This window comes from Mesorhizobium sp. 2RAF21 (genome assembly GCF_052115345.1).
Lineage (GTDB): Bacteria > Pseudomonadota > Alphaproteobacteria > Rhizobiales > Rhizobiaceae > Mesorhizobium > Mesorhizobium terrae.
The window spans coordinates 71,628-84,972 of the sequence record NZ_JBFRGM010000017.1; the positions used below are offsets into that span (position 1 = coordinate 71,628).

General features: G+C 64.6%; 12 protein-coding genes. 6 read left to right on the forward strand and 6 right to left on the reverse strand.

What is annotated here, in order from left to right:
* The first annotated feature begins 23 nt into the window (after window positions 1-23).
* Window positions 24-824, forward strand: coding sequence for an ABC transporter substrate-binding protein (locus AB4136_RS25040; protein ID WP_024927161.1), 801 nt, complete (start codon window positions 24-26; stop codon window positions 822-824).
* A gap of 184 nt (window positions 825-1,008) precedes the next feature.
* Entirely contained in the window at window positions 1,009-1,683 is a 675-nt protein-coding gene (locus AB4136_RS25045; RefSeq protein ID WP_024927160.1) for an amino acid ABC transporter permease, read from the forward strand.
* A 13-nt stretch (window positions 1,684-1,696) separates the two neighbouring features.
* Here the strand turns inward: AB4136_RS25045 and AB4136_RS25050 are convergent, their stop codons facing one another.
* Entirely contained in the window at window positions 1,697-2,452 is a 756-nt protein-coding gene (locus AB4136_RS25050) for a YbaY family lipoprotein (RefSeq protein ID WP_024927159.1), read from the reverse strand.
* 298 nt (window positions 2,453-2,750) lie between these two features.
* On the opposite strand from AB4136_RS25050, the gene AB4136_RS25055 reads away from it, so the two are divergent.
* Window positions 2,751-3,731, forward strand: a complete 981-nt coding sequence (locus tag AB4136_RS25055) for a sugar-binding transcriptional regulator (RefSeq protein ID WP_024927158.1) — start codon at window positions 2,751-2,753, stop codon at window positions 3,729-3,731.
* Between the two features lie 82 nt (window positions 3,732-3,813).
* Window positions 3,814-5,871, forward strand: a complete 2,058-nt coding sequence (locus tag AB4136_RS25060) for a bifunctional aldolase/short-chain dehydrogenase (RefSeq protein ID WP_137901125.1) — start codon at window positions 3,814-3,816, stop codon at window positions 5,869-5,871.
* Here AB4136_RS25060 and AB4136_RS25065 read toward each other — a convergent pair whose 3' ends face one another.
* The 5 genes from AB4136_RS25065 to AB4136_RS25085 form a co-directional block, all read right to left on the reverse strand.
* Window positions 5,872-6,216, reverse strand: coding sequence for a metalloregulator ArsR/SmtB family transcription factor (locus AB4136_RS25065; protein ID WP_137901124.1), 345 nt, complete (start codon window positions 6,214-6,216; stop codon window positions 5,872-5,874).
* Window positions 6,216-6,845 (reverse strand): SRPBCC family protein, encoded by a 630-nt coding sequence (locus tag AB4136_RS25070; protein WP_137901123.1) that lies wholly within the window; start codon window positions 6,843-6,845, stop codon window positions 6,216-6,218. The genes AB4136_RS25065 and AB4136_RS25070 overlap by 1 nt, the downstream gene beginning before the upstream one ends.
* A gap of 217 nt (window positions 6,846-7,062) precedes the next feature.
* Window positions 7,063-8,118, reverse strand: coding sequence for a substrate-binding domain-containing protein (locus AB4136_RS25075; protein ID WP_137901122.1), 1,056 nt, complete (start codon window positions 8,116-8,118; stop codon window positions 7,063-7,065).
* A 47-nt stretch (window positions 8,119-8,165) separates the two neighbouring features.
* On the reverse strand, window positions 8,166-9,161 hold the full coding sequence (locus AB4136_RS25080; RefSeq protein ID WP_137901121.1) for an ABC transporter permease: 996 nt from the start codon (window positions 9,159-9,161) through the stop codon (window positions 8,166-8,168).
* A gap of 73 nt (window positions 9,162-9,234) precedes the next feature.
* Window positions 9,235-10,746 (reverse strand): sugar ABC transporter ATP-binding protein, encoded by a 1,512-nt coding sequence (locus AB4136_RS25085; protein WP_137901120.1) that lies wholly within the window; start codon window positions 10,744-10,746, stop codon window positions 9,235-9,237.
* Between the two features lie 138 nt (window positions 10,747-10,884).
* Between AB4136_RS25085 and mtnK the strand changes: the two genes are divergently transcribed.
* Both mtnK and mtnA read left to right on the forward strand, forming a co-directional pair.
* Complete coding sequence (mtnK, locus tag AB4136_RS25090) at window positions 10,885-12,156, forward strand: S-methyl-5-thioribose kinase (RefSeq protein ID WP_137901119.1); 1,272 nt, start codon at window positions 10,885-10,887, stop codon at window positions 12,154-12,156.
* Entirely contained in the window at window positions 12,153-13,253 is a 1,101-nt protein-coding gene (gene mtnA / locus AB4136_RS25095; RefSeq protein WP_137901118.1) for an S-methyl-5-thioribose-1-phosphate isomerase, read from the forward strand. Before mtnK ends, mtnA begins: the two co-directional genes overlap by 4 nt.
* Window positions 13,254-13,345: the final 92 nt, after the last annotated feature.

A 13,345-nucleotide genomic window follows, 5' to 3' on the forward strand; every position in this document is an offset into this window, starting at 1 on the left:
CGCACCAGGATAAGGGGAACCAAATGCTTCTCAACCGCCGCAATTTGATGGGCGCCTTCGCGGCGCTGACGATCGGCCTCGGCGTCGCCGGCGCCGCCCATGCCGAAACGCTGCTCGTCGGCGCCTATCCGGCCAACCCGCCATGGGAGAACAAGCTGGAGAGCGGCGAGTTCCAGGGCTTCGAGGTCGATCTGGTCAAGGAAGTCGGCAAGCGCCTTGGCGCCGAGGTCGAAATCCAGGATCTCGGCTTCCAGGCCCTGTTCTCGGCCACCGCCTCGGGGCGCATCGATCTGGCGATCTCGTCGATCACCATCAACAACGATCGCCTGAAGAGCCAGTCCTTCACCCAGGGCTATTATGACAGCGACATCGCCTTGGTCGCCAAGAAGGACACGCCGCTGAAGACGCTGGACGACATGAAGGGCAAGACCGTCGGCGCCATCTCGGCGTCGGTCGGCGAGGCCTGGATCAAGGCCAACACCGAAAAGTACGGGATCAAGGAATATCGCGGCTACGACACCCAGCAGAACCTGATCCTGGACGTGCAGTCGGGCCGTCTTGACGGCGCCATCGGCGATATCGCCGGCTTCCAGTTCGCCTTCATGAAGATGCCCGACATGGCCGTGGTGACGGCCATTCCGACCGGCGACAAGTTCGGCATCATGATGAAGAAGGGTTCGCCATGGCTCGAAAAGGTCAACGGCGCCATCGACGCCATCAAGAAGGACGGCACCATGGCTACCCTTCACAAGAAATGGCTGGGCAGCGAAGCAGCTGCCGATTCCTCGGTCAACAAGATCCTGCCCATCCCACAAGCACAATAAATCAGGGCAGGGCTTGAGCGATGCCGGCGACACGTTGGATGCCGCCGGCATCGCATTTTCGGAACCATTGCAAGCACGGCCCGCAGGCCGCAATCATGACCCGGCCGGCCGATGCCGGCGACAAGCGCGGGCCGGATGAAGATCGATCCGGCGGCAGCCGTATAAAGGCAGGCGGATCGTCACGATGGGATTGTTAGAGACCTTCTTCAACTGGGACGTTCTGGTCCGCGCCTTCCCGATGCTGTTGCGGGGGCTCGGCAACACGCTGCTGCTCGGCTGCGCTGCCATCATCTTCGGCGGATTGCTCGGCCTTGGTGTCTGCCTGATGCGTCTCTATGCGCCGAAGCCGTTGCGCCTCTTGGCCGTCGGCTTCATCGACATCTTTCGCGCAACGCCGATCCTGGTCGTGTTGATCATGATCTACTACGCGCTGCCTTTCGTCGGCGTCCGCCTTTCGGCCTTCACCTCGGCGACGCTGGCGCTGTCCCTGGTGTTGGGCGCCTTCACGGCGGAAGTCTGCCGCGCCGGCATCGAGAACATCCCGAAGGGACAGTTCGAGGCCGCCGCCGCGCTCGGTCTGCCGTTCTGGGCCGCGATGCGCAAGGTGATCCTGCCGCAGGCGCTGCGCATCGTCGTGCCGCCGCTGACCAGCAACGCGGTCTCCATTTTCAAGGATACCGCGCTCGCTTCCGTCGTCGCCATGCCGGACCTCTTGAAGCAGGCCACCGACGCCCAGGCATTGATGGCCAACCCGACGCCGCTGGTCGGCGCGGCGTTGATCTACCTGGTCTTCCTGTGGCCGCTGGTCAGGCTGGTCAGCTATCTGGAGCAGCGCTCCAAGGCGGAACCGCGCGCCTGAGGCGCGCCGGTCCTCACCCCATGCGGGCGAGGATCACCACCGGCCGGCCGCGCCTGTCGAGCAGCTGCAGCTTGCGGCGTGCGCGGTCGATGCGCCACGAGCGCACCTCGCCAAGTGCGGACAGGAACTTGGTTTCCTGGTCCATCACCGCCGGCGTGCAGGCCATTTGCGTGCTCATCATCGAACCAAAGCGAATACGGTTGCCCGCGATCGCCGCCTTGCCGCCATAGCCGTTGCAGCCGCCCTTGCCCGAAACCGTGCCGGAGCGATCGATCTCCAGCGTGGTCTGCGCATTGTCGATTACGCCGCGGCCGCGAATGTCCTCGGCCAGCCATTTGCCGGTCAGGCCGATTTCGGCTTCCGGCTCCGCCGCGACCCGCTCGACGCGGATCTCGGTGTTGTCGGGACCGCCGTCGAAGACGGTGTGGCGGGTGGTGTTGATGAACAGCAGGCGTTTGCCCTGCGTGATCCGCGCCTGCAACGCATAGGTATTGCCCTTGCGGATGCGGCTGTCGTCGAAACTCAGCCGAAAGCGGATCGGGCTGGCCGTTGCGCCCTTGATGACCTGGCGGGCAAGCGTGCGCGCCGGCGCGTCGGCGAGCGAAATGTCCACCAGCGTGACCTCGACCGTGGAATTCGGCGGCAGCATCATGCGCTCGCGATAGGTCACCGTCCCTGTGAGCGTGCGGGGGCGGGCCTGCGCATAGGTTGCGGGCACGACGAGGGCCGCCGCCATCAGTCCGATCATGTTGCGCCGGTTCAAGGTCATTTTGCTTTCCTTTCCATCGGTCGGTCCGCTTCCGTTTGTCTTACGAGGCAGTCCGCTGTTCCAGTCTGGTGCCGGTCATAGAAAGCCGAGCATGAACCCGCGCTGAACGGGTCGGCAAGACCGCGGCTGTGTTTCGATGACGGGCCGTCCCGCCGTTTTGAAATCCCGCCACGTCGCCTCTCCCCTTTGTCGGCCTGGCCGGATCGGCTATCATCGCACGAGGCCGCATCCCTGGTGCGATTGCCCTGTTTGACTTTTGTCAGTCGTCGTGAATAATGTCGAAAACGAGATTTCGACCATGGCGATCAGGGCAGCGGACCAGATCATACACAAGGCGGCGTGGCTTTATTACACGCACGGGCTGCGTCAGGACGAAGTGGCGAAGAAGCTCGACATTTCGCGTGCGTCCGTCGCCACCTATCTGCGCAAGGCGCGCGAGACCGGCATCGTCAACATCTCTACGTCGACCCAGCTTTTCACCGAGGATGCGCTGGCGCGGGAAGTCGAGGATGCGTTCGGGCTGAACACCGTCTGGATCGTGCCGCTAGACCTTCAGGCGCTGGACGCCGGCGCCGAAGTGCCGGCTCTCGCCGCCAGCGTTTTTGTCAGCCTCGTCAACCGGGGCGACCGTGTCGGTGTTGCCTGGGGCCGCACCGTCTATGCGGTCGCCGACGTCATGTCCTTCGCCGATCTGCAGGATGTCACCGTCGTGCAGCTGTGCGGCAATCTCGGCGCGCCCTACACTCAGCGCCCCGACCAGTGCACGATGGAGATCGCGCGGCGTCTCAACGCCAAGGGTCTCAATTTCTATGCCCCGCTGGCGCTCAGCTCCGAACGGCTGGCGCGCGAGTTGCGCGACGAACCCGTCATCCGCGAGCAGCTTTCGCTGGTTGCCGGCTGCGATCTCGCGCTGTTTTCGGTCGGCACCATCGATACCGAAAGTCACATCGTCAAATGCGGTGCCCTGACGCCTGCCGAGATGTTTGCGCTGCGTGACCAGGGTGCGGCGGGCGTCATCGCCGGCCAGCTCATCGACGCCACCGGCAACCTGCTCGACTGCGACTACAATCGCCGCGTCATCTCGGCCGATCTCGGCTCGATGCGCGCCATCCCCAAGCGCATGATGGTGGTGCAGGAGGACAGCAAGCTGGAACCGCTACAGGCCGCCCTTGCCGGCAGCCTCTGCTCCCATCTCGTGCTCACCGCCGCCATGGCCCGTCGCTTGCTCGATGCCAACTCCTCCGGCCTGTCGCAAAAGCAAGACCGGCCTAGCCTATAGAGAAAAACGATGGCCGTGCGGCGAGCGGAAATGTTCGCCGGCGGCCGATGCCTGTAACTCGAACCGGAATGTGGACGACCCGATGAAGAATCTCTGGAATGACGCCGAAGCCGAAGCCGTCGTCAAAACCTATGCAGCCAAGGGTGTTGGTCGCGATCTGGCGCTACGGGTCTACACCACGCGCCTGCTCGGCGGCGAGCCGCGGCTTGTCCTGCACGGCGGCGGCAACACCTCGGTGAAGACCAAGGTCACCGATTTCGTCGGCGACGAATGGGACGTGCTGTGCGTCAAGGGCAGCGGCTGGGACATGGCGGTGATCGAACCGCAGGGCCTGCCGGCGGTGAAGATGGCGCCGCTGCTTAAAGCGCGCAAGCTGAACAGCCTGGGCGATGAGGACATGGTCGCCCTGCAGCGCGCCAACCTCATCGACCCGTCCTCGCCGAACCCGTCGGTGGAAACGCTGCTGCACGCCTTCCTGCCGCACAAGTTCGTCGACCACACCCATTCCACCGCGATCCTCGCCATCGTCGACCAGGGCGCCGACAGCGAGGCGCTGTCGAAAAAGGTGTTCGGGAACAAGATGGGCTTCGTGCCCTACATCAAGCCCGGTTTCGACCTCGCCAAGGTGGCCGCCGACGTCTACGACGCCGATCCGTCCGTCGAGGGCCTGATCCTCGACAAGCACGGCATCTTCACCTTCGGCGACGATGCCAAGCACGCCTATGACCTCATGATTCATTATGTGACCATGGCCGAGGACTATGTCGCGAAGAACGGCGCAAATCCGCTGAAGCCGGCGGCGCTGCCGGCCAAGCTGGCAAAGCCGGAGGAGATCGCCTCGATGCTGCGCGGCGCCGTTGCCGTGTCCAGGGGCGAGGGCCGCTTCGACCGCATGGTCAGCGATTTCCGCACCTCGGATGCCATCCTCGAATTCGTCAATTCCGCCGCGATCGCCGATTATGCAGCTGCCGGCGTGTCGACGCCGGACCTGTCGATCCGCATCAAGACCGGGCCGATGGTGCTGCCGGCACCGGACGCGGGCGATCTCGTTGCCTACAAGGCCGAGGTCGGCAAGCGTGTCGCCGCCTACATGGCCGACTACACCCGTTATTTCGAGGAGAACGACGCGCTGGACGACGTCAAGCGCACCATGCTCGACCCGATGCCGCGCCTGTCGCTGGTGCCGGGGCTCGGCATGTTCGGCCATGGCCGCACGCTGAAGGACGCAAAGATTGCGTCGGACGTCGGCGAGATGTGGATCGAGGCGGTGAGGGGGGCGGCAAGCGTCGGCACCTTCCGTCCGCTCGCCAAGTCCGATCTGTTCCCGCTGGAATACTGGTCGCTGGAGCAGGCCAAGCTCGCCTCCAACAAGCCGAAGCCGCTGACCGGCCAGGTCGTGCTGGTCACCGGCGGTGCTGGCGCCATCGGCGCTGCCACCGCCAAGGCTTTCGCCCGCGAAGGCGCCCATGTCGTCGTGGTCGATCTCGACGGCGCCAAGGCTGCTGAAGCAGCCAAGGCAGCCGGCAACAACTCGATCGGTGTAGGCGGTGACATCACCAAGCCGGCGGAAGTACGGGCGGCCTTCGACCAGGCGGTGAAGACCTTCGGCGGCATCGACATCATCGTTTCCAACGCCGGCGCGGCCTGGGAAGGCATGATCGCCGACATCGACGATGCGCTGCTGCGCAAGAGCTTCGAGCTCAACTTCTTCGCGCATCAGAACGTGGCGCAGAACGCCGTGCGCATCATGCGCGAACAGGGCACCGGCGGCGTGCTGTTGTTCAACGCCTCCAAGCAGGCCGTGAACCCCGGTGCCAAGTTCGGCGCCTATGGCCTGCCCAAGGCGGCGACGCTGTTCCTGTCGCGCCAATATGCGCTGGAATACGGTCCGATCGGCATCCGCTCCAACGCCGTCAACGCCGACCGCATCCGCTCCGGCCTGTTGACCGACGCCATGATCGCCAGCCGCTCCACCGCGCGCGGACTTTCGGAGAAGGACTACATGTCCGGCAATCTGCTCGGCCAGGAAGTCACCGCCGAGGATGTCGCCCAGGCCTTCCTGCACCAGGCGCTGGCTGAGCGCACCACCGCCGACGTCACCACCGTCGACGGCGGTAACATCGCGGCCGCGCTGAGGTAATCAGCCTTCGCCGCCGAGTTCGCCGCGCGCCTTGCGGCCGCGCGCGATCTCGGTGTCGAGCGCCGCGAGCTTCGGCTCCCAGAAGGCGCGAAAGCGACCCAGCCAGCCATCGACGTCGCGCAGTGGTGCGGCGTCGATCGTATAGAGGCGGCGCGCGCCGTCGACACGCACGGAGGCGAACCCGCCTTCGCGCAGAACGCGCAGATGTTGCGACACCGCGGCCTGGGTGATGCCGAACTCGGCCTGGATGATTTCGACGACCTGGCCGGAGCGCCGCTCGCCCTCGGCAAGCAGTTCGAGGATGCGCCGCCGCACCGGGTCGCCGAGGATGTCGAAGGCGTGCATCAGGCGCCCTCCGCCGTTTCGCCGGTGTAGAAAGCCGCCGTCTGCCGCGCCGCGTGCGTGGCTTGGCTTTCCGCTTCGCCGGAAGCGATATCGGCCCGGCGCCAGCCCTCCGCGCTGCCGCGCATATAGGCCTTGCCTTCGGAAGAGGCCGAAAACGTCGCCTCGTCGAACGGTGTTCCGGCGAGATACCCCACCAGGCCAAGCAGGCCGAGATCCCAGCCTATGCCGACGGCGCCGGGGCCGAATTTTGTCCAATGATCGTTGATCGGACAGATGTGGACGAGTGTCAGCTCGGCCTCCTGGCCCTTGGGCTCCAGTCGAAGCTCGACCCAGCTTACCCCGCCACCGAATTCCCACGTCACGTAAAGATGCCTGGGCGGTTCGCAGCGTTCGATCGTGCCGCCGGCATTGCCCTCGAGCTGATAGTGTCCGCCAAGCTTCAGGTCGCCGGAGATCGGCAGGAACCAGCGACGCGACCGTTCGGGGTTGACGATCGCATCCCAAAGGTCCTCGGCCGTCGTGGCGTAGCTCCGGCTGAGCGTGACGGCGCGCATCGGCTCGCCTTGGCGCTCCAGCGTCTCGACCGACCGCGTGACCGCCCCAAGATAGGTTTCGACATCGAATTTCATCGGAAACCTCGTAGCAAGCTTTCACTTATATAAGTGTAAGTTTATATCTTTGGCCGGTTCCGTCAACGGCGTTTGGGAACTGCATCGACGTCATGGCTTGAACGGGCACCGCCTCTGGCCGGCACTTGGCGATGAGGTACGAAATGCGGATTTCGAGCGGCAATAAAAAAGCGGCCCGCCGAAGCGGGCCGCCGTCCAACAAATCTTTGCCTGGCGCTTACTTGGCGTTCGGGTTCGGCATCCACTTCGGCATGGCGACATCGGCATGGGCGAACTGGGGCAGCTTGGCCGACAGATCTTCCATGTTCTTGATGTCCTTGTCGATCAGCTCCTTCTGGGTGATCAGCGTCGGCGGCACGACGACGCTCTTGCCCGGGTCTTCGCCGGCTAGAAGCTGCGCCAGCGCGCGCACCGAGACCTGGCCGACGACGGCCGGGTTGGTGGCGGCAGTCGCTGCCCAGGCGCTGTCGGGCTCGCGCATCGCCGCGATGTCCGAGGTCGAGATGTCGGCCGAGTAGATCTTGACGCCCTTCGAGAGGCCGGCCTCGTCAACCGCGATCTTCACGCCCTTGGCGAATTCGTCGTAAGGCGCGAACATCACCTTGATATCCGGGTTCGCCGACAGCACCGAACGTGCCTGGTTGGCTACTGAATTGGCGATCGGGTTGTCCAGCGTGCCGAACTGCGCGGCTTCCTTGATGCCCGGATACTTCTTCTTGAAGTCGACCCAGGTCTCGTTGCGGCGGTCGAGCGGCGCGATGCCGGCGACATAGACATAGCCGGACTTCCAGCTTTCGCCATTGTCCTTGATCGCCTGCTCGAGCGCGAGGCGGGCAAGGTCGCGGTCCGACTGCTCGATCTGCGGGATCTTCGGGTTTTCGACATTCACGTCGAAGGCCACCACCTTGATGCCGGCGTCGACCGCGCGCTGGGCCGCGTCCTTCATCGATTCCGTCAGGCCGTGCTGGATGATGATGCCGTTGACGCCAAGCGCGATGGCCTGGTCGACCATGTCGGCCTGCAGGGCTGCGTCCTGCTTGGAGTCCAGCACGCGCAGGTCGACGCCGAGCGCCTTGGCCTGCGATTGAACGCCGGCCAGATAGGCCTGGAAGAAGTCGCCGGTCGACAGGTAGCGCACCAGCGCGATCTTGACCTGGCCCGGCTTGTCGAAGGGCGCCGGCTTGTCCTGCGCCAGCGCTGGCGAGAAGCCCAGCACCGTGGCGCCGAGCAGGCCGACGGCCAGCTTGGCGAGTGTTCTACGATCGAATTTCATTTAAGTCCTCCGCTTGGTTGTTGGTTATTGGTTGTTGGTTGCCGCAATTACCGCTTCGCCTTGGTCGACAGGGCGAAGGTGAAGACGAGCGCGATCACGAGCACAGCGCCCTTGACGAAATCCTGCGTGTAATAAGGGGCGTTCATCATGGTCAGTCCCTGCAAGAGCACGCCGACGAACAGCGCGCCGACAGCAGTGCCGAACGCATTGGGTTTGGAAGCACCCAAAACGGCGAAGCCGATCAGCGCCGCCGCCACCGCGTCGAGCAGCAGATTGTTACCCGAGGCGATGTCGCCGCGTCCAAGCCGGGCGGCGAGCAAAATCCCGCCGATTGAGGCGAATATGCCGGAAATCACATAGGCCCAGATCTTGTATGCCTTGACAGGCGCGCCGGCGAGTTCGGCCGCCCGTTCGTTGGAGCCGACGGCATACATCATGCGTCCGAAACGCGTGTATTCGAGGAAGAACCAGATCGCCACCGCCAGCACCACCAGTACCACGACGGAAACCGGCACCAGGTTCGGCGCGAAGAAATCGAAGCGGTAGCGGCCGAGCGCCAGGAACGCGTCGCTGAACTTGCCGGGCGCGACCGAGCCGTCGGGCATGGTCATGCCGGTGGCAATCGAGCGGCCTTCGGTCGGGATGCGCTGCAGGCCAAGCAGCAGGAACATCATGCCGAGCGTCGCCAGAAGATCCGGCACGCGCATATAGACGATCAGGAAGCCGTTGATCAGGCCGATCAGCACGCCGATGGCGAGGCAGACGAGCACCGCCACCAGCGCATTCTGGTTCAGCACCACCATGACATAGGCGGCAGCCATCATCGAGCTCGTTGCCACCGAACCGATGGAGAGGTCGAAACCGCCGACCACCAGTGTGGCCGTCACGCCCAGCGCCAGGATGCCGGTGATCGCCACCGACTGGAAGATGAACACCGCGCTCTGCGGCGACACGAAGCCGTCGGCGGTGGAGGCGAAATAGGCCACGAGCGCCACGAACAGCACCAGGAAGCCGTAGCGCACGGCAATGTCACGCAGGCTCATCTAGGCGCGACCTTCGCTGCCAAAAAACATGCCGGATTGCCGCGCCATTTGCGCCCCCTTCAAACTGTTCATTTCAGGCCGCGCCTCGCACCGTCTGGCCGGCGACTTCCGCCAGCAGCCGATCCATGTCGACGCGTTCGTTCTTGTGTTCGCCGACGATCGTGTGCTCGGACATGACCAGGATGCGGTCCGCCGTCTCCAGCGCCTCGTCGATTTCGGTGACGAAGACCAGTGTCGCGCGGCCGGCGGCACTTGCCCTGAGCTTGGCGGCGATGTCGCGGCGCGCTGCGATGTCCACGCCCTGGAACGGCTCGTCCAGCATGAACAGCGCGGAGGGCTGCGCCATCCAGCGCGCCACCATCACCTTCTGCTGGTTGCCGCCCGACAGGGTCGACATCTCGTCCTTTTCGGTGCGGCAGACGATGCCGAGTTCGTCGATCTGCCGGCGGGCGATGGCACGCTCGGTACCCCGGCGCAGCACGCCGAAGGCCGAAATCCGCTTCAGGAACGGCAGGCTCATGTTCTCGAAGATGTTGAAGGCGCCGACGATGCCGTTTTCGGCGCGGTCCTTGGCCACCAGGAAGGCGCCGGCGCCGACTGCCTCGGCCGGCGAACGCGGAGCATAGGCGCGTCCGTTCAAGGTCATCGTGCCACGATGCGGCCGGCGCAGTCCGAACAGCGTTTCGGCGAGCGCCGTCTTGCCGACACCGACCAGGCCGGTCACCGCGACGATCTCGCCGTCGCCGAGTGATAGCGAGATCGGTCTGGCGCCGTCGGCGATGACCAGATTGTCGGCGCTGAAGATCGTGTTGCCGCCGGATTTGGCGGCGAAGGCGTTCTGATGGACCTTGCGGCCGAGCATGGCGTTGACCGCGCCCTCATAGTCGAGCGGCGCCTTGTCGAATGTGCCGACGATCTGGCCGTCGCGCAGCGAAACGATGCGGTCGGCGAGGCGGCGGATGTCCGACATGCGGTGCGAGATATAGAGAATGGCTACGCCGTGCGACTTCAGCCGGTCGACCAGCGAAAACAGCCGGTTGGCCTCGGCGCTGGACAGCGACGACGTTGGTTCGTCGAGGATCAGAACCTTGGGCTCATGCGCCATGGCGCGAGCGATTGCCACCATCTGGCGGTCGGCCAGGGTTAGATCGCTGATGGCGGCGCTGAGATCGATGTCGAGGCCCATACGCTCAGCCACGGCACGCGCCTCGCGTTGCACGCGGCGCGGGCTGAAGAGCAAAGGCTGGCCCTTGCCGCTCAGTCGGTCGAGCGTCAGGTTGGTGCCGACATCGAGCGCGGCGACGACGCCGTCATTGATGTTCTGGTGCACGGTGACGACACCGGCGCGGATCGCCTCCGCCGGGCTCTTCGGCGCGAAGTCGGCGGCGCCCAGTGTCATGGCGCCGCCATCACGCGAGTGCACGCCGCTGATCACCTTCACCAGCGTCGACTTGCCCGCCCCATTGGCGCCCATCAGCACCGTCACCTCGCCTGGATGCAGGTCGAGGCTGACGCCGCCGAGAACTTGGATCGAGCCGAAGGATTTTTTCAAATCCGCAATGCGGAATACGGCTTCTGCGGCCATTTTCTCCTCCTTGACCCCGACGCTAGGAACAATCTCGTCATTTGTCAACACGATTGACAAATGACAGAACCACTCCTAGCCTTTTACCTGTCATGACCGTTCGCTAACAGAAACGGCGACGCGGATCGGGAGGCCGACATGGCAAAAAATGCTTCTTTCGAGGCTCTGACGGTTGAAACATTGCCCGCGAGGCTCGGCGCGCTGGAAACGCTTGCCGGACATCTCGGCAAGGATGTTTCGGCATGGCGCGTTCGCGAGGTGGGCGACGGCAATCTGAACCTCGTCTTCATCGTCGAGGGCGAGAAGGGCTCGGTCGTCGTCAAGCAGGCTTTGCCCTATGTCCGGCTGGTGGGCGAAAGCTGGCCGCTGCCGCTGAAGCGCTCCTTCTTCGAATATCATGCGCTGGTCAGGCAGGAAGCGCGCGCCGGCAAGGGCTCGGTGCCGGCCATTTTGCATTTCGACGAGGCGCAGGCGCTGATCGTCATGGAATTCCTGACGCCGCATATCATCCTGCGCAAGGAACTGATCGCCGGTCGCCAGCCGCCGCGCATCGCCGAGGACCTCGGCCTGTTCGTGGCGCGCACCCTGTTCCGCGGTTCCGACCTGCATATGACCGCACGCGAACGCAAAGTCGATCTGGCGTTGTTCGCCGACAATGTCGAACTGTGCGACATCACCGAGAACCTGGTCTTCACCGATCCCTATTTCGAGGCGACGCTGAACCGCCATACGCCGGCGCTCGACCCGCTGGTTGCCGAGTTGCGCGCCGACCGCGACCTGAAGGTCGAGGCGCAGCGTCTGAAGCACCTCTTCGCCGCCAATGCCGAGACGCTGCTGCACGGCGATCTGCATACCGGCTCGATCATGGTGACGGACGCCGATACGCGCGTCATCGATCCCGAATTCGCCTTCTATGGGCCGATGGCCTTCGACGTCGGCATGCTGCTTTCCAATTTCTGGATGTCCTATTTCTCGCAGTCCGGCCATGAACAGGGTGGTTCGCGCGAGGCGATGCGCGCTTACCTGCTCGAGACCGTCACCGGCATCTGGTCCGTCTTCCGCGCCGAATTCTCGCGCCTGTGGCGCACCGAGCGCACCGGCATGCTCTATGCCCGCAGCCTGTTCGAGGATCGCAGCGACGCGCTCGGCGCCGAGCAGGCGCTCGACCGGGTGCTGCACGACCTCTGGCAAGACCTTCTTGGGTTCGCCGGGGTCGAGGCGCATCGCCGTATTCTCGGTCTCGCCCATAATGCCGATTTCGAGACCATCGAGAACGAGGCGAAACGCGCCGTCTGCGAGGCCAAGGCGCTGCGCTTCGGTCGCCATATCGCGGTCAACCGCCGCACCATCCACAGCATTGAAGAGGTCAACGCGCTGGCCGCGCTGATCGAGAAGGGAGCATATTCGTGAACGTTGGCGGCAAGCATTTTCGCACCATCTGGCTGAACGACGACGGCCGCTCGGTCGACATCATCGACCAGCGCTGGCTGCCGCACGAGTTCCGCGTCGTCACCCTGTCGACGGTGGACGATGTCGCCGTCGCCATTCGCGACATGTGGGTGCGCGGCGCGCCGTTGATCGGCGTCACCGCCGCCTATGGCATGGCCATCCAGATGCGCCAGGATGCGTCCGACGCCGCCCTCGACGATGCCTGGGAAAAGCTCAACGAAACGCGTCCGACCGCGATCAACCTGCGCTGGGCGCTGGATGAAATGCGCAAGCTCCTGAAGCCGCTGCCCGTGGCCGAGCGCGTCGCCGCCGCCTACAAGCGCGCCGCCGAGATCGCCGACGAGGATGTCGAACTCAACCGCTCCATCGGCGGCAACGGGCTCGCCATCATCAAGCAGATCGCCGCCAGGAAGAAGCCGGGCGAACGGGTCAACATCCTCACCCATTGCAACGCCGGCTGGCTGGCGACGGTCGATTACGGCACCGCCACCGCGCCGATCTATCTGGCGGTCGAGGCCGGCATTCCGGTCCACGTCTATGTCGACGAAACGCGCCCGCGCAATCAGGGCGCGCAGCTCACCGCCTGGGAAATGGCCGGCCATGGCGTGCCGCACACCTTGATCGTCGACAATGCCGGCGGCCACCTGATGCAGCATGGCGAGGTGGATATGGTCATCGTCGGCACCGACCGCACCACCGCCAATGGCGATGTCTGCAACAAGATCGGCACCTATCTGAAGGCGCTAGCCGCCAAGGACAACGACATCCCCTTCTATGTCGCGCTGCCGTCACCGACCATTGACTGGACCGTCTCCGACGGGCTGACGGAAATCCCGATCGAGGAGCGCTCGGGCGACGAGGTTTCCTACGTTCAAGGCAAGGCCGCTACCGGTGAGATCGTCCAGGTGCGCGTGTCGCCGGAGACGTCGCCGTCCGGAAATCCCGCCTTCGACGTGACGCCGGCGCGCCTCGTCACCGGCCTCATCACCGAACGCGGTGTTGCCAAGGCTTCGCGCGACGGGCTGGCGGCTTTGTTCCCGGAACGCAGGCAAGGCTGACCCCGGCCGCCGGCCGGTATCTCCCGTTCAACTCTGCCCCGACGAAAGCCCGCCATGGCTGATTGAGCCTTGGCGGGCTTCGCGATTCGCGC